This is a genomic window from Celerinatantimonas marina (assembly GCF_046054165.1).
Lineage (GTDB): Bacteria > Pseudomonadota > Gammaproteobacteria > Enterobacterales > Celerinatantimonadaceae > Celerinatantimonas.
Genome location: NZ_JBFNXK010000010.1, coordinates 118,612 through 134,076, shown reverse-complemented (window position 1 = coordinate 134,076; position 15,465 = coordinate 118,612). Strand labels below are relative to the sequence as shown.

Here is a 15,465-nt window from a genome sequence, read left to right as displayed (position 1 = left end):
GTTTGGATACTCTGCTTTTTTATCTTGTTATTGGAATAAATTCGATTTTTTCTGTAATAAACACAACGTAAGCCACGACTGAATTAAACCAGATATCTTAATCAGCCATGATGATTACAGGAGCTTGCGATGTTATTTAAAAAGAATCCCCCATTAACCGAAGCGGATGTCACTCCCGAGGCTATCTATAAAGCCCGTCGTCAGTTTATGAAAGGTTCGCTAGCTCTGGGAGCGAGCACCTTGGTCCCGTCGTTCGCTCAGGCTAAACCCACTCAGATTGCGGCGGATGAGACACTTTCTCAAGCGCGTCCCGGTTGGCTCAATCAGCAGATTGCTGGGGCTACTCCGAATCAAATGGCTATTTCTGAGGAGCTGACGCCTTTTCAGGATACGATTAGTTATAACAACTTTTATGAATTCGGCTATCAGAAAACCGATCCGGCGAGAAATAGTGGTTCGTTTAATCCATTTCCCTGGCAGCTGGAAGTGAGTGGTGAAGTGGACAAACCGACCACCTTTAATCTAGAAGATCTGCTTAGTAAAGTGACCTTAGAAGAGCGGATCTATCGATTACGCTGTGTGGAGGCTTGGTCGATGGTGATCCCATGGATTGGTTTCCCATTGGCGCAACTATTAACACAGGTCAAACCCAATAGCCGAGCTAAATATGTGAAGTTTACCTCGGTGCTGCGACCGGAGCAGATGCCGGGGCAGGCCAGTGCGTTTGCCACGATTGATTGGCCTTATGTTGAAGGGTTGCGTATGGATGAGGCGATGCATTCGTTGACCATTATGGCTGTGGGTTTATATGGTAAACCATTGCCCAATCAGAACGGAGCGCCTTTACGGTTGGTCGTTCCGTGGAAATATGGTTTTAAGAGTATTAAATCAGTTGTAAAAATTGAGCTGACAGAGCAACAGCCGCTGAATACCTGGCAGCAGATTGCGCCTCAGGAGTACGGATTTTATGCCAATGTGAACCCGGCCGTTGATCATCCTCGCTGGAGTCAGAAAAAAGAGCGGCGACTGCCATCCGGATTATTTCGCCCGAATATTATCCCAACCCAGTTGTATAACGGTTATTCCGAAGTGGCGGACCTTTATCGGGGAATGAATTTAAAGGCGAATTTTTAAGATGAAAATACCTGTTCGCATCCGGCGCTGGCTTATCTTTGTGCTGGGCATCCTTCCGGTGATATGGCTGGTGGGCGGCGCGCTAAGCCAATCCTTGGGGGCTGATCCAGCACAGACCTTAGTGCATGAAAGTGGATTTTGGGCATTACGTTTTTTGTTGATGACCCTGTGTGTATCCTTTGGTGCCCGCTATTTCAAATGGTCGTGGTTGATGTTACACCGGCGCATGCTCGGATTATTTACCCTGTTTTATGCATTGTTACATCTGCTGGCTTACTACCTGTTTATTTTAGGGAGCGATCTGCATCGTTTGGGGGATGAATTGCTCCAACGACCTTATATTTGGATGGGGATTCCTGCGGTTGTGATCTTGGTGGTCTTAGGGCTCACATCCACCAACGGTTGGATGCGGCGTTTGAAACGAAACTGGCAGCGATTGCACTATTTGGTCTATCCGGCACTGTTGTTTTCTTGGTTACATCTATTTTGGCAGGTGCGTTCCAGTTATCAACAAGCGGTTATTTATGGGGTAATTGGCGCGGTATTATTGGGAAGTCGAGTTGTCTGGATGGTCCAGAAGCGTTTTCGTCGAAGGCTTAAAAAAGCGAGAAAGTGAAAGTAAAGCCACGCATTGCGTGGCTTCATTCGAACTTATTCAGCCATTTGGACGGCGATGGCATTTTTAGTGCCTTTAATCTCATTTTTTTCATCAAATAAGACGATGGTCGGACGGTGATCGCGGGCTTCTTCCGGACTCATCCGGGCAAACGTACAAATAATCAATTTATCGCCAACCGAGGCTTTGCGAGCAGCTGCACCGTTGACTGAAATGATTTTTGAACCTCGTTCCGCACGGATCGCATAGGTTGAAAAACGTTCGCCATTATCGACGTCGTAAATATCAATGGCCTGATATTCTAAAATTCCAGCTGCATCCATAAAATCCTGATCGATGGCACATGAGCCTTCGTAGTTGAGCTCTGCGAGTGTCACCCGAACGCGGTGCAACTTAGATTGTAGTAACGTTAATTCCATGATAATTCTCTTGAATTTTAGGTTAAATCGATGGTGATAGCTCAACGACCCAATTATCGATTAAGCGGGGTATACCTAAATAGGCTGAGGCCAGAATGACCGCTTGCTGCGAGTGCTGATTGATCTCGGTGAGTGTTCGAGCATCCATAATATCGAGTGAATCGACCCGAAAGCCGGTATGGGTGAGTTGCTGGATCCCCATTTCACGAACAGTGACCGCACTTTCCCCATGCTGGAGCTGTTGGCCCATCTGCCTTAAAGTGCGGGTCAATTGCGGGGCGATATCGCGTTCAGCTGGAGTCAGAAAACGATTCCGTGAACTCATCGCCAAACCGTCTTCATAACGAATTACCGGGACTGACTGGATGGTAATCGGCAGCATTAAATCAGCGGTCAGTTTACGAATTAAAGCCAACTGTTGAAAATCTTTTTCTCCGAAGCAAGCTACATCTGGAGTTACGATATTAAATAGCTTGGTGACCACAGTTGCGACGCCTTTAAAATGTCCAGGTCGCAGTGCGCCTTCAAGAACATCGCTTAAATGGGGGACATAAACAGAGCTGCTTTTTTCAAAGCCATCTGGATAAATATCACGATCCGTGGGCATAAAAACAACATCGACACCCGCTTGTTCCAACTTTTCGAGATCGTCCTTAGGCGTTCTTGGGTAACTGTCAAAGTCTTCGCTGCGATCAAATTGCATCGGATTGACGAAGATAGAGACGACGACTTTATCACTTATTTCTTTGGCTTTTTCAATCAGTGTTAAATGCCCATGATGTAAGTTACCCATCGTTGGCACAAACGCAATGTGTTCTGCATTAGCTCGCCATTGCCGGGTGAGCTGTTGAACGGATTGAGGATCTGTATGTATCAGCATGATTAATTAAATGTGTGTTCTAGTCCGGGAAATATTCCCTGTTGGACTTGTTCAATATAAAGTCGGATAGCACTTTGAATATCCGGCGCCTCATTCAGAAAGTTTTTAGCGAACTTAGGAATATGCCCTTGAGTAATCCCCAAGGCATCGTGCATGACTAAAATTTGGCCATCAGTAGCGTTACCTGCACCGATCCCAATGACTGGTATTTGCACGGCCTGAGTGACCTGCTCGGCTAATTTCGCGGGAACACATTCTAACACCAGAAGCTGAGCTCCGGCTCGTTCAACCGCTTGGGCTTGCTCAATAAATTGTTGCTGGGCTTGTTCATCACCGCGCCCTTGAACTTTATATCCCCCGAAAACATGGACTGATTGGGGAGTGAGTCCCATATGAACACAGACCGGAACCGCCCGTCGTACTAATGCCTGAATGGTGTCACACAGCCAGGCACCGCCTTCAATTTTCACCATCTGTGCCCCAGCTCGCATTAATCGGGCTGCATTTTGTAGTGTGACTTCCAGCGATGTGGTGGCCATGAATGGCATATCGGATAGAATGAGGGTTTGAGAGGTGGCTCGAGCCACGGCTTGTGTATGGTAGACCATATCGTCAACAGTGACAGGGAGCGTTGAGGAATGTCCTTGTACAACCATTCCCAGTGAATCTCCTATGAGAATGGCATCAATCCCCACCGTATCAAACAATCCAGCAAAGCTGGCGTCATAGGCGGTAATGGTTGCGATTTTCTGATGTTGCTCTTTCATCTTTTGCAGCGTGGCAATCGATTTAGGTTGACTCATAGCAACATTCTCCTCTGATTAATCTGAAATGAGTAGGGGCCGTGCCCACTGGGCTTCATCTTCGATACAAACCAGTCCATTCGGGTCGATTGCGGCTGCGAGCTGGCTGACTTTTTGCTGGTGGCCGGGTAGTCGCAACTCTGGCGCAATTTCTGCGAGCGGAATGAGAACAAACTCACGTTGTTCCAAACCATAATGGGGAATGGTCAGTCGTTCACTATTGATGACCTGATCGCCATAGAGCAATAAGTCGAGGTCTAGTGTTCGGGGTCCCCAGCGCTCGGATTTACGCACACGCCCCTGATCAAGTTCGATTTTTTGGGTACAGTCTAATAACTGATGGGCCTCTAAGGATGTTTCCAGAGCAATGACGGCATTCATATAATCGGGCTGATCCTGAGGCCCCATCGGTTGGCTGGCGTAGAGCCCCGATGCCGTTATGAATCGACAATGCTCAAGTGCGGCCAAAGCCTGAATGGCCGCTTGTAGTTGTTGTTTAGGGTTTTTTAGATTACTCCCTAAACCAATATAAGTACGGATCATGATGAATGTGTTGAGTTGGATGCCCGAGGGGCTTTGCGGTGTGGACGAGTTGATGATTTAGGTTTTCGAGCACGACGAGGACGACCGGAGCCTAATTCTTTGGTCATCTCAAACCGTGTTTTTTCATTCGCCTGTTGGTAACTCTGCCACCATGTCGCCAGCTCGGTTAGCTGTGGATCTTCTGTCGCCGCAGCCCGCAGTTCCAGAAAATCAAACGCAGCCCGAAAACGCGGATGTTCTTGACTCCGTTTGGCTCGTTTGCCCTGACGTTTGGCCAGACGGCCCTGGAGTTCCCAGATTTCCCGAATCGCACTGGTAAACCGACGAGGAATGGCCACACTTTTGCACTGAACGTCCAATATTTGATTCATGGCCAGTGCCGAAGCATCGTTTGGAGACAATGACAGCTCGGTGAGGACTTCCTGAATCCGAATTTCTAAGACCGGCCACAGTATGGCCGCAAAAATAAAGGCCGGAGTGACTCGTTGTTCCTGACGAACGCGTTGATCGGTACTATCTAAGCTACGACAAATAAAGTCGAGTGCCTGATTGTGATCATCATTACTCAGCAATGGCTTGAGTTGTGGAAATAAGGCGTAGAGTAAACCATATTCACGGAGCATCAGGAAGGTACGTTTCCCTTCGCCAGCTAAGAATAGTTTGAGACATTCTTCAAATAGCCGAGCCGCCGGAATATCCCGGAGCAGATGGGCTAACTGAGCAATCGGCTGACGGGTTTCATCAGACAGTTTAAAGCCGAGTTTGACGGCAAAGCGGATGGCACGCAGCATCCGTACTGGATCTTCGTGATACCGGACTTCAGGATCGCCAATCAATCGCAGTTGATGTTGTTCAATGTCATCAAGTCCACCGGCAAAGTCGACGATACTAAAATCCGCGATATTGTAATAGAGGGCATTAATCGTGAAATCACGGCGTTCGGCATCTTCATCCAGAGTTCCGTAAACATTATCCCGCAGTAACATGCCTTGTTCAGATTGCAGATGCGTTTTTTGATCGTCATCATCATCGTCGTTGTCATGATGATGACCTCGAAAGGTGGCTACTTCAATGATTTCCCGGCCAAATAAAATATGGGCTAGGCGAAAGCGGCGACCAACCAGCCGACAATTTCGAAATAGCTTTTTCACTTCTTCGGGCGTGGCATTGGTGGTGACGTCAAAGTCTTTGGGTTTTTTCCCAAGCAATAAATCCCGGACTCCCCCCCCGACTAAATAAGCTTCATAGCCGGACTTGTGTAGACGGTAAAGTACTTTCAGTGCATTCTCACTGATATCTTGTCGGGAAATTGTGTGTTCGGCGCGCGGAATAATAGTTTTCCCGATGGCTACTTGTTCGGGTTCGTGTTCCTGCTGTAGCATTTGACTACACGCCTTAATGATTCGGCGAAAAATAGCTATTCCTCCACCTTGATGAAATAGGCCGCTAATATAGCCCAGCTCGGTTCAAATGAAAATATGATTAGTTCAGATCACGCCAGTTTATGCGCTGACAATCCCAAATAGAAGCCATTTTATCAAGTAATCGGGCCGGGGACTCATTTTTCCAGATTTCTGGAACCGGATGATTTAAAAAAGCGAGCGCAGCGTGTAATTGGTCCTGAATATGTAATGGATCCAGCATCGGTGCATGATTTTGTTTGCTCAGTTTGCGCCCATTGTTATCACGAACGAGCGGTAGATGCAGATAGTCCGGTTCTTTGGCTTGCAGCAAGCGATACATGTTACACTGTCGTGCTGTAGGCTCCAGTAGGTCACTCCCTCTGACAATTTCACTGATCCCGGCATCAAGATCATCGATGACGACGACCAGATTATACGCGTAGAAACCATCGCTACGACGGACTACCAAATCTTCATGGGCCAAGGCTGGTTTCAGGGGGTGCCAACCCCGAAGCTGATCAAAAAAACCTGTCGCCGGTGTGGGGCAGTGCACCCGGATCGCCCGTTGTGATGCTGCGTTTAAATGCAGTGTTCGGCAGTGACCATCGTAGATCCCTCCACGCGCTTTAATTTCCCGGCGTGTGCATTGACAATAATAAGCCAATCCTTGTTCCAGCCAGCGATCAATATAAGATTGATAGAGGGATGTTCGTTGACTTTGATAGATAATCGGGCCATCCCAATGTAAGCCAAAGGTGTGCAGCTGTTGTAAAATTATTTGAGCCGCCCCCGCGACGGTTCGGGGAGGATCGATATCTTCAATACGAACCAACCACTGGCCCTGCTTGGATTTAGCTTGGAGATAACTTCCGAGTGCTGTGACAAGTGAACCGAAATGGAGTGGTCCTGATGGAGAAGGCGCAAATCGGCCGACATAGCTTGTTTTATTCATAAAGTAGTTCAGGCAGCAAAACTGCCTGAATCGAGATCGTTAGCTTATTAGCCGGCCATCTGTTTTTCTTTGATTTCTGCCAGCGTTTTGCAGTCGATACAAAGGTCAGCCGTTGGGCGTGCTTCTAAGCGACGAATACCGATTTCAACACCGCATGATTCACAAAAACCAAAATCATCGTCATCGATTTTCTGCAACGTTTTCTCAATTTTTTTAATGAGTTTACGTTCACGGTCCCGCGTACGAAGTTCCAGACTGAATTCTTCTTCCTGAGCTGCTCGGTCGACTGGATCAGGAAAATTAGCGGCCTCATCTTTCATGTGAGTGACCGTGCGATCGACTTCTTGATGAAGCTGGCGTCTCCAAGCATCCAGAATAATCCGGAAGTGATCTTTTTGAGCCTCGTTCATGTATTCTTCGCCGGGTTTCGCCTGGTATGGCTCAACACCCGCGATAGAAAGTACACCTAGCGTCTTTTTTTTGCCTTCAGGCATGCCTTCTCTCCTAAATTAGTCCTCGACGTCAGTCCGTCGAAAATCCAATGGCCGCTATCTATATCAGAAAGCGGGTAACGGCGCAAATGAAAAGAGCATGTTTTGTGGCAAGTCTTAGATGATCTTTTCATAAAAAAAACGAAAGTGGGCCATCCTCCTGGATCTGTTGCGGAGTACAACTAAACCGCCAGCAAATAATCTCGACCCCAGCCTCAAGAGCTTGCTCTAATAGTTTGGCATAGTTTGGATCAATATGCTGGGCGATACTGACCCGTTGGATGCCGGAGTGCATGACGGCGAATAGCAATACCGCTCGTTGGCCCTTATGAGCCACCGCCATGAGTTCTCTTAAATGCTTTTGTCCTCGTAGCGTTTTGGCATCAGGAAAGCGTCCGATTCCTGATTCTCCCAGAAGGGTGACACTTTTAACTTCGATGTAGCAGTCTGCCCGATCCGGATGCTGAAGTAATAGGTCAATTCGACTATTTTCTTGTCCATAACGCACTTCTCTGGACAAACTTTCGTATCCTGTCAATTTGGAAATCTGATCGGCTTCAATCGCTTCTGCGACAACTTCGTTGGCTCTGGAGGTATTAATACAGATGCGGTCGCCCTGACTATTTTCGACCAGTTCCCAACTGTAGCGGCATTTCCGTTTGGGGTTTTGGCTATCACGAAGCCAAACTTTCCAGCCCGGTTCGGCACAGCCGGTCATAGCGCCGGTATTGGCACAATGGGCGGTGATGACGGTTCCATCGGGCATTTGGATATCGGCTAAAAAGCGTTTATAACGACGAATAAGAATGCCGGGAACTAATTCGGGGGTAAACTTCATGTCATTCCTGCTGTGGCAAATGAAGCCTCTTTTTGATCTCATAGAGAGGGTGATAGGGGCTTACTGTTTGACGATTGAAGGACGCTGGGCGTATCGATCCTATTGACATATTTATGATCAACTCAAATGATAACGCCCTGATTTTAAAATTATTGGCTTACATATTCCGCACTGGATAGATGTAGATAATGACGGTATTTTTCGTATTGAGTCACAACATCGGCTTGCAGCTGTTCAGCGGTGTAACCCATCACATCATAATATTGGCCACCATGCTCTAGGAATACCTCGACCCGATAATAGTTTTTATCGCTGTCATCTGACAGCATCGGTAAGGTATAACTTCGCACGCGCAACGCATACACAAAGGTTTGCTGAACTTCGTCATTGATAATCAATCGAATTCGGTCATTATCGTTGTCGTAGTGCAAATCAGCATCGATTTGGCGGCGTTTAAACTCTTTTTGTACCACAGTGAGCGCATCTTCCGCAATTTGATCCAAATAAGCTCGGGCTTCTTTATAGGAGGGATGTGAAATCAACACGTCCAGATGTTCCTGCCATGGCATACTGGTTTTGGCGTACTGAACGGTGGAGCTATGTAAACGCACACTCATTAGCTTCAGGCGGTCATCTTTTAGTGCTTTGAATAGCCCGATACACATCAGTACCATAATAATCAAAAATGGCATGGCACTGGCAATAGATGCTGTTTGTAGGGCTTTTAGCCCACCGGCCAGAAGTAGCGCTGAGGCGACGACCCCTTCACCCAGAGCCCAGAAGACCCGTTGCCATACCGGGGCATTTTCATCACCGCCGGAGGTTAAGTTATCAACCACGAGTGAGCCGGAGTCAGATGAGGTGACAAAGAACGTGACTACCAGACAGACGCCTAAAATAGATAACAAACCACTTAGTGGGAGGTGTTCAAAGAAAGTAAATAGAGCCACTGACACGTCAGAAGAAACGGCATCGGCTAGATATTTGGCACCGTGATTGACGATGGCATCAATGGCCGAGTTGCCGAAAATAGTCATCCACAAGAAGGTGAACCCAGTTGGTACAAACATCACGCCTACTAAAAATTGTCGGATGGTTCGGCCGCGAGACACTCGGGCGATAAAAGTCCCAACAAAAGGTGACCAAGAGATCCACCAGCCCCAGTAGAACAAGGTCCAGCCGCCCAGCCAGTCATTTTTTTGCTGATAGGCATAGAGATTAAAGGTCTTATTGACAATATCGCTCAAGTAAGCCCCGGTGTTTTGGACAAAATGTTGTAGCAGGTCGACGGTGGGGCCAACCAACAACACAAACATCATCAGTAAAAAGGCCAGACCCATATTCAGTTCACTGAGGATCTTAATCCCTTTATCAACACCGGTAACCACCGAAATAGTGGCCATACAAGTAATGATGATAATTAATCCCACCTGCACCGTTGCCGAGATGGGTAAGCGGTCACCAATCAGATAATGCAGACCTGAGTTCACCTGCGCGACACCAAAGCCTAGCGATGTGGCCACCCCCAGCACGGTCCCGATGACTGCAAAAGTATCCACAATATGACCAATCGGGCCATAAATGCGATCACCGATGAGCGGATACAACGAACTTCGTGGCAGCAATGGTAATTTATGTCGGTAACTAAAATAGGCCAAACTTAAAGCAACAACCGCATAGATAGCCCAGGCATGGAGGCCCCAATGGAAGAAGGTAATTTTTAAGGCCTCTTTAGCGGCGGCCATCGTTTGCGGATCGGCATCTGGTGGCGCTAAAAAGTGCATCACTGGTTCACCGATCCCAAAGAACATCAAACCGATCCCCATCCCGGCGGAGAATAGCATGGCAATCCAGGTGCCATATTTGTAATCTGGCTCCGAGTGGTCCGGACCCAGCTTAATATCTCCGTAACGGCTGAGCATAATGAAAACAATAAAAATGAGGAATCCGGCGACTCCTAAGATGTAGAGCCAACCGGCTTTAATTTGTAGCCAGCTTTGTACACTATTAAAGAGGCTCTGCGCGGATTGAGGCCAAATCACTCCCACAAGGACCAGCGCAAAAAGACAAATCACCGATGGATAAAAGACCGGTGCGTTAATACTGGTTTTAAAAGACATGAACACTCCCATTAGTTGAAAGGTTATCTCGGCTAGTCGTTGAACAAGCTAAGCTTGTTTTACTATAGGCAAGACAACCAACTTTCTGCTTTTTGGGTTAATCGTTTTTGTAAGTAATCTCTAAAATACTAAGTTCCCGCGGTAAAACATCACTCCTTCGATGGGAACTCAAGCCAACCGTGGACAATGTTGGCCATCACGAACCAAGGCAAACCGGTCGGTTCGTTATGAGATTACACGTATTATCAAAATAATACGGCATGATTATACACAATTTTGCACCAATAAGGGCATGTTCAGGTTAAAAATTTGCTAAAGGTTATTTTTCAGCCTCATCTTCGGCCGGTTTTGAAAGGCTCGCTGTCAGATTAAAACGCATTGCTTCTTCAAAGGACCAATCCACCCAGATCAAGTCTTCACGTTTGACTAAACTGGTGACCCCTGCCATTTGATAAGACATCTGGAACAGTACCGGAACCCACTGCCCATCGGGGAGCGCATCTTGTAGCGGATGAGGGACGGATTCGGCCATCATAAAGCCCACCACATAGCTCCCATTAGCTTGCCTGACCAACACAGTTTGCTGATGTTTCGGCTTCGATGGGTCATTGTTCATCAAAGAAGCAATATCTCGGATACTACCGTAGACCGACTTAAAGAGTGGAAAACGCATGAGTTGTCGTTCAATCCAGCTCCACAACCACACAATTGGGCTGACCGAAAATAATAAACCGGCAGCAAATACCAGCAGTACGACTAACAAGAAACCGGTGCCGGTAAATACTTTCTGTAGGCCGACCAGCGACAAGATGGCATTGCCGAGCTCATCGAGCGAGGCAAACAAAGACCAAAAGATCCACAGGCTGAGTGCCATGGGTAACACATTGAGCAAACCGCGAATAAGGGTGCGCTTCATATGAACCTCAACATTAAATGAGCCACAAGTTAAAGCGCAATCTTAACACCGAATTTACCTCGAAGTATCGACTGTTCAATGACTGCGCAAGTAAATAATTGCGAGGGATGGCGATGTGATTTGGGTCGTCCACGGCCTTTAAATTTTATACACTACCGTTACTTTTCTTATTTTTATTGATCTAAATAGTTGTGAGTTCATTACCTGTCGAATCGATCATTGCCCCGTTATTAACCGCACTGAAGCATGAGCGGCAGATCCTGTTAGCGGCTCCGCCGGGGGCCGGTAAATCAACTGCGGTGCCGCTGGCTATTCTTGAACAAGGTCAGTTAGAAGGCTTGGTCGTGATGCTGGAACCACGACGTTTAGCAGCGCGGCATATCGCCAGTTATCTGGCCGAACAGCTTGGAGAATCGGTGGGTGAGCGGGTGGGCTACCAAATGCGCGGTGAGTCCAAACGCAGCCGCCACACTCAGCTTCTGATCGTGACTGAAGGGATCTTAACCCGAATGTTGCAAGATGATCCATTGCTCGAGTCCGTGAGTTTGGTCATCTTCGATGAGTTTCACGAACGGAGTCTGCAGGCGGATCTGGGGCTAGCCCTATGTCAGGAAGCCGGAGAGGTCAATGACTCACTCCGATTGTTAGTGATGTCCGCCACCTTGGATATCAGTGCGATACAACGGACCTTACCTCAGGCGGTCATTCTATCTTGTGAAGGGCGCAGCTATCCGGTAGCGATCGATTATCAGCCGCAGACTCGCGTTGATGAGCCATTAGAGAGTCATTGCGGTCGGGTGATATCGCAATTATTGGATGAGCAACCGGGGAATATCTTGGTATTTTTACCCGGTGTATTAGAAATTAAGCGAGTGGCTCAGGTGCTCCGTGTTCCAGATGATGTCCAGGTTTACAGCTTGTATGGGCAGTTGTCACTTTCAGAGCAGCGCACCGCTATTGCTCCCCCCCAACAAGGGCTGCGTAAAGTCGTATTAGCGACGAATATCGCTGAGACTTCGTTGACGATTGATGGGATCACTATGGTGGTTGATAGCGGTTTGGAACGGGTCGCGCAGTATCATGCCGCCAGTGGAGTGACCCGTTTGACTACCCGCATGATCTGTCAATCCTCAGCGGAGCAACGCGCCGGACGAGCCGGGCGTCAGCAGGCGGGAAGGTGCGTTCGGCTGTATAGCGCCGAACTGCTCAACCATCGTCCCCGTTTTAACGATCCCCAGATCCTGCGTAGTGATTTGAGTTCACTGGTGTTCCAACTGAAACTCTGGGGCGCCGACAGTGATGATTTAAACTGGGTCGATCCCCCGCCGAAAGGGGCTCTGGAAGGTGCTGAAGCATTGCTCCGACAACTGGCATTAGTCGATGAGCAAGGCGGGCTGAATGGAAGTGTACGGACATTGAGCCAATTGAGCAGTGAGCCGAGAAGTATGGCATTGCTGCTCAAAGCGCAAGATCTGGCTAAGAACGGTCAAGCTGATGCGCTGGCGCGAGGTTGCTATCTTGCGGCATTACTGGAGCAATCATTACCACGAGCGGAAACGGGGTGGCTGGAAGATGCGCTGCGCCGGCTCGATGGTGTGCTCAAAAAGCAGCTCCTGCAACAAGCCCGACGTTATGCCACTTCGCTTCACGCGACTTCGTTGATTGACCGGCCGGAACATCCGCTGGATGGCATTTTATTGGCTGCGGCACTTCCGGATCGGATCGGTCAGCGCCGAGCCGATCAGCGTCATTATCTGTTGGCCAATGGCTTTGCCGTTGCTGCTCAACAAACCGATCAGGCATTGATTGTGGCGCTGGATGTCGGTTGGCAACCGAGACAGTCCAGCGGGCGACTTTATCTTTCGGCACCGTTAACTGAGGCGGCGCTGCGGGAGTTTTATCCTCACTGGTTTGACTGGCAGTCTCGTTATGAGTTTGATGAGGCGCGGCAGATGTTCATCAGTGAACGACGTCAGTGTTTAGGGGCGCTGGTTTTCGCTCGTCAGCCGGGAAGCTCAGCTGATGCCGAAGCGTTGATTCGGGAATGGAGCCAGATGATCCGTCGGCGGGGAATCGATTGGTTGCCGATCCCTGATGAAGCTCAGGCGTTGCGTGATCGCATCATTTGCGTTCGGCAATGGTTTCCCGAGCATGATTTCCCAGATGTGAGTGATGATGGTTTACTGGAGCATCCAGAACAATGGTTGGGAGGCTATTTAGGTGATATCACCCGTTACAAACAGTTAACGGCACTCGATTGGTCGGGCATGATCCGACATCATCTGGATTGGTCACAACAGCAACAGTTGGAGCAATGGGCACCGACTCATTATCGGGCTCCTTCGGGGCGACGGGTGCCGATCCAGTATCAGCCCGGGCAATCGCCGCGGATCTCCCTTAAATTGCAAGAAATGTTTGGCGAGCCACAAACTCCGACGGTGGCTGGTGGCCGAATCGCATTAACTATTGAATTACTGTCACCGGCCGGACGCCCTCTGCAACTCACCCAGGATCTGGCCAGTTTTTGGCAAAATGGTTATTCCCAAGTTCGCAAAGAGATGCGAGGACGTTATCCGAAACATCCCTGGCCGGAAGATCCGACCCGTAGTGTGGCAACACAAAAAACCAATCGCCAGTTACGCCGTGAATAGTACCGGCCAGGCGTGCCACCAGATGACTATTCCGATCACTGAAAAGATCAGCGCACACAGAAGATCAATATAGCGACTGGCGGCACTGATATGCCGTTGGAATCTGGCGGTAGAAAGTAGCCAAGCCAGCAGAGCAAACCAAAATAGAGAAAGTCCCCACAGGATCACAAGTGCGATACCTTTGCCACTCATCGGCATGCCGGCCGGGATCAAGGTTGACATGAGGCTGACAAAGAATACCAGTGCTTTGGGGTTGAGTAGATTGGTCAGATAACCACGGGTAAAGGCCTGTCTTCGGCTAGAGAGCAGCTGCGCGGGCATCTGGTTGAGTGAGGTTGCCTGAGCCCAGTTTTTGAGTGTGGCCCAGCCCGCATGCCATCCTAAATAGAATAGGTAGCCACCGCCGGCGATTTGTAAGAGTGCAAATAATAAAGGCTGCTGGTGGACCAGATAACTAATGCCCGTAATACTTAATGTGGAATGGGTCAGAATGCCAAACGACAGGCCGAGGGCGATATAAAAACCGGTTTTACGGCCATAGTGCGCGGCATTTTGAACCACTAAAGCGACATCCGGCCCCGGGCTCATTAATGCAATAAAATGAACCGTCGCCAGCGTCATTAAAATGTGAACTTCATTCATAACAACTCCCTTCATCGATGTTGCTATTGTGCTAAGAGAGTGAGATGTGCGCTTGTAAAAAATCGACAGTTTTCGGAACGAGTGATCTTTTGTTACTGAAATCGGCCATGTGGTGAAGAGGATGCAGACTGCGAGCTTTAACGAATTTGAGAGGGGGTGACGCCATAGGTTTGTTTAAATGCTTTGCAAAAATGGGCTTGATCATAAAAACCAACCTGAAGAGCCACTTCGGTGCTGGATTGCTGCTCTTTGAGTAGCTTCATCGCTTGCTCCAGACGCAATCGAGTTTGCCAGGCATAAGGGGTCATCTGAGTTGTCGCTTTAAAATAGCGCTGAAACTGTGATGGACTCAACTGACATAAATCGGCTAATTGTTGCAGATGAACTGGTTGATCCAGATGGGCCATTAAAAATTCTCGCAGAGAATTCAGCGTTTGCTTGCCGAGACGATAGGGCGACGATGCCTTAAGGCTACCGTAACGTTCAATCAGCGGGGCAAATCCTTCATAGGGCAGGCAGTCCTTCGCCAGTTGACAGATATTGTTTTGTGCTAAAGCCTGATGGGTTTGGACCAGTATCTGAAAGAGTTCCGGATCCCGGATCAGTGATTGACTAAATCCGACCAGTTCATGATCGGGATGTAGGTGTAATTGCTGAGAAAACCAGTCCGGCGCAACGGTAAAAACCCGAACCTGATAGCCGGATTCTTGAGCGGGATGACCATCGTGTAACTCATCGGGCGGCATAATAATCAATGTGCCACTGGGCGCACAGTGTTTTTGCCCCTGATGGGTAAAGCACTGCTGGCCTTCGGTGATCAGCCCAAAATGATAATCAAGATGATAGTGACGGGCAAACGCAAAGGTTTGATACTGACCTTCTATGAGGCTGATCGATTGATCTTCGGTGCTGTAATAATTGATCTGATCCATAAGCCGAATAATACAGAGTGAACAAACGATCTAAGATTAGCGGCTTTATGAGAGAGTGTCTTGTAAAAAATAAACAGTCGATACGGCTGATCTGGGTTCAGACCGTATCGATGGATTGACATGCG

The 15,465-nt window shown here is 48.4% G+C and carries 15 protein-coding genes; 3 read left to right on the top strand and 12 right to left on the bottom strand.

All coding sequences use genetic code 11. The features are described 5' to 3' along the window. The first annotated feature begins 129 nt into the window (after nucleotides 1-129). Nucleotides 130-1,134, top strand: coding sequence for a protein-methionine-sulfoxide reductase catalytic subunit MsrP (gene msrP, locus ABUE20_RS12360; protein WP_408620247.1), 1,005 nt, complete (start codon nucleotides 130-132; stop codon nucleotides 1,132-1,134). Between the two features lies 1 nt (nucleotide 1,135). Continuing rightward, nucleotides 1,136-1,750 carry a protein-methionine-sulfoxide reductase heme-binding subunit MsrQ gene (msrQ, locus tag ABUE20_RS12355; protein ID WP_408620246.1) on the top strand — a complete coding sequence of 205 codons (615 nt, stop codon included), beginning with the start codon at nucleotides 1,136-1,138 and terminating at the stop codon, nucleotides 1,748-1,750. 35 nt (nucleotides 1,751-1,785) lie between these two features. Here the strand turns inward: msrQ and panD are convergent, their stop codons facing one another. From panD to ABUE20_RS12305, 10 genes are all read right to left on the bottom strand, one after another. Next, nucleotides 1,786-2,169, bottom strand: a complete 384-nt coding sequence (panD, locus tag ABUE20_RS12350; protein WP_408620245.1) for an aspartate 1-decarboxylase — start codon at nucleotides 2,167-2,169, stop codon at nucleotides 1,786-1,788. 22 nt (nucleotides 2,170-2,191) lie between these two features. After that, nucleotides 2,192-3,049 carry a pantoate--beta-alanine ligase gene (panC, locus tag ABUE20_RS12345; protein WP_408620244.1) on the bottom strand — a complete coding sequence of 286 codons (858 nt, stop codon included), beginning with the start codon at nucleotides 3,047-3,049 and terminating at the stop codon, nucleotides 2,192-2,194. Nucleotides 3,050-3,051: 2 nt separating this feature from the next. Continuing rightward, entirely contained in the window at nucleotides 3,052-3,852 is an 801-nt protein-coding gene (gene panB / locus ABUE20_RS12340) for a 3-methyl-2-oxobutanoate hydroxymethyltransferase (protein ID WP_408620243.1), read from the bottom strand. An 18-nt stretch (nucleotides 3,853-3,870) separates the two neighbouring features. After that, on the bottom strand, nucleotides 3,871-4,395 hold the full coding sequence (folK, locus tag ABUE20_RS12335; RefSeq protein ID WP_408620242.1) for a 2-amino-4-hydroxy-6-hydroxymethyldihydropteridine diphosphokinase: 525 nt from the start codon (nucleotides 4,393-4,395) through the stop codon (nucleotides 3,871-3,873). Next, nucleotides 4,392-5,777, bottom strand: coding sequence for a polynucleotide adenylyltransferase PcnB (gene pcnB, locus ABUE20_RS12330; RefSeq protein ID WP_408620241.1), 1,386 nt, complete (start codon nucleotides 5,775-5,777; stop codon nucleotides 4,392-4,394). Before pcnB ends, folK begins: the two co-directional genes overlap by 4 nt. A 100-nt stretch (nucleotides 5,778-5,877) precedes the next feature. Further along, nucleotides 5,878-6,750 (bottom strand): tRNA glutamyl-Q(34) synthetase GluQRS, encoded by an 873-nt coding sequence (gene gluQRS / locus ABUE20_RS12325; RefSeq protein ID WP_408620240.1) that lies wholly within the window; start codon nucleotides 6,748-6,750, stop codon nucleotides 5,878-5,880. Nucleotides 6,751-6,797: 47 nt separating this feature from the next. Beyond that, nucleotides 6,798-7,244, bottom strand: a complete 447-nt coding sequence (gene dksA, locus ABUE20_RS12320; RefSeq protein ID WP_408620239.1) for an RNA polymerase-binding protein DksA — start codon at nucleotides 7,242-7,244, stop codon at nucleotides 6,798-6,800. A gap of 127 nt (nucleotides 7,245-7,371) precedes the next feature. Further along, nucleotides 7,372-8,079: a DNA/RNA nuclease SfsA gene (gene sfsA / locus ABUE20_RS12315; RefSeq protein ID WP_408620238.1), complete on the bottom strand. Its 708-nt coding sequence runs from the start codon at nucleotides 8,077-8,079 to the stop codon at nucleotides 7,372-7,374. A gap of 149 nt (nucleotides 8,080-8,228) precedes the next feature. Next, nucleotides 8,229-10,199: a BCCT family transporter gene (locus tag ABUE20_RS12310; protein WP_408620237.1), complete on the bottom strand. Its 1,971-nt coding sequence runs from the start codon at nucleotides 10,197-10,199 to the stop codon at nucleotides 8,229-8,231. A gap of 319 nt (nucleotides 10,200-10,518) precedes the next feature. Then, on the bottom strand, nucleotides 10,519-11,115 hold the full coding sequence (locus ABUE20_RS12305) for a DUF502 domain-containing protein (protein WP_408620236.1): 597 nt from the start codon (nucleotides 11,113-11,115) through the stop codon (nucleotides 10,519-10,521). Between the two features lie 191 nt (nucleotides 11,116-11,306). Here ABUE20_RS12305 and hrpB point away from each other — a divergent pair, with 191 nt between their 5' ends. Beyond that, nucleotides 11,307-13,766, top strand: a complete 2,460-nt coding sequence (gene hrpB / locus ABUE20_RS12300) for an ATP-dependent helicase HrpB (protein WP_408620235.1) — start codon at nucleotides 11,307-11,309, stop codon at nucleotides 13,764-13,766. On the opposite strand, the gene ABUE20_RS12295 is transcribed toward hrpB, so the two are convergent. Together ABUE20_RS12295 and ABUE20_RS12290 are read right to left on the bottom strand one after the other, a co-directional pair. After that, nucleotides 13,752-14,408 (bottom strand): LysE family translocator, encoded by a 657-nt coding sequence (locus ABUE20_RS12295; RefSeq protein ID WP_408620234.1) that lies wholly within the window; start codon nucleotides 14,406-14,408, stop codon nucleotides 13,752-13,754. The two genes, hrpB and ABUE20_RS12295, sit on opposite strands and share 15 nt — an antisense overlap. 137 nt (nucleotides 14,409-14,545) lie before the next feature. Beyond that, complete coding sequence (locus ABUE20_RS12290; RefSeq protein WP_408620233.1) at nucleotides 14,546-15,340, bottom strand: helix-turn-helix transcriptional regulator; 795 nt, start codon at nucleotides 15,338-15,340, stop codon at nucleotides 14,546-14,548. Between the last annotated feature and the right edge of the window lie 125 nt (nucleotides 15,341-15,465).

Bases quoted from the DNA above. Each gene is read 5' to 3' on its own strand.
- msrP (WP_408620247.1), top strand. From the start codon at position 130: ATGTTATTTAAAAAGAATCCCCCATTAACCGAAGCGGATGTCACTCCC.
- msrQ (WP_408620246.1), top strand. From the start codon at position 1,136: ATGAAAATACCTGTTCGCATCCGGCGCTGGCTTATCTTTGTGCTGGGC.
- panD (WP_408620245.1), bottom strand. From the start codon at position 2,169: ATGGAATTAACGTTACTACAATCTAAGTTGCACCGCGTTCGGGTGACA.
- panC (WP_408620244.1), bottom strand. From the start codon at position 3,049: ATGCTGATACATACAGATCCTCAATCCGTTCAACAGCTCACCCGGCAA.
- panB (WP_408620243.1), bottom strand. From the start codon at position 3,852: ATGAGTCAACCTAAATCGATTGCCACGCTGCAAAAGATGAAAGAGCAA.
- folK (WP_408620242.1), bottom strand. From the start codon at position 4,395: ATGATCCGTACTTATATTGGTTTAGGGAGTAATCTAAAAAACCCTAAA.
- pcnB (WP_408620241.1), bottom strand. From the start codon at position 5,777: ATGCTACAGCAGGAACACGAACCCGAACAAGTAGCCATCGGGAAAACT.
- gluQRS (WP_408620240.1), bottom strand. From the start codon at position 6,750: ATGAATAAAACAAGCTATGTCGGCCGATTTGCGCCTTCTCCATCAGGA.
- dksA (WP_408620239.1), bottom strand. From the start codon at position 7,244: ATGCCTGAAGGCAAAAAAAAGACGCTAGGTGTACTTTCTATCGCGGGT.
- sfsA (WP_408620238.1), bottom strand. From the start codon at position 8,079: ATGAAGTTTACCCCCGAATTAGTTCCCGGCATTCTTATTCGTCGTTAT.
- ABUE20_RS12310 (WP_408620237.1), bottom strand. From the start codon at position 10,199: ATGTCTTTTAAAACCAGTATTAACGCACCGGTCTTTTATCCATCGGTG.
- ABUE20_RS12305 (WP_408620236.1), bottom strand. From the start codon at position 11,115: ATGAAGCGCACCCTTATTCGCGGTTTGCTCAATGTGTTACCCATGGCA.
- ABUE20_RS12295 (WP_408620234.1), bottom strand. From the start codon at position 14,408: ATGAATGAAGTTCACATTTTAATGACGCTGGCGACGGTTCATTTTATT.
- ABUE20_RS12290 (WP_408620233.1), bottom strand. From the start codon at position 15,340: ATGGATCAGATCAATTATTACAGCACCGAAGATCAATCGATCAGCCTC.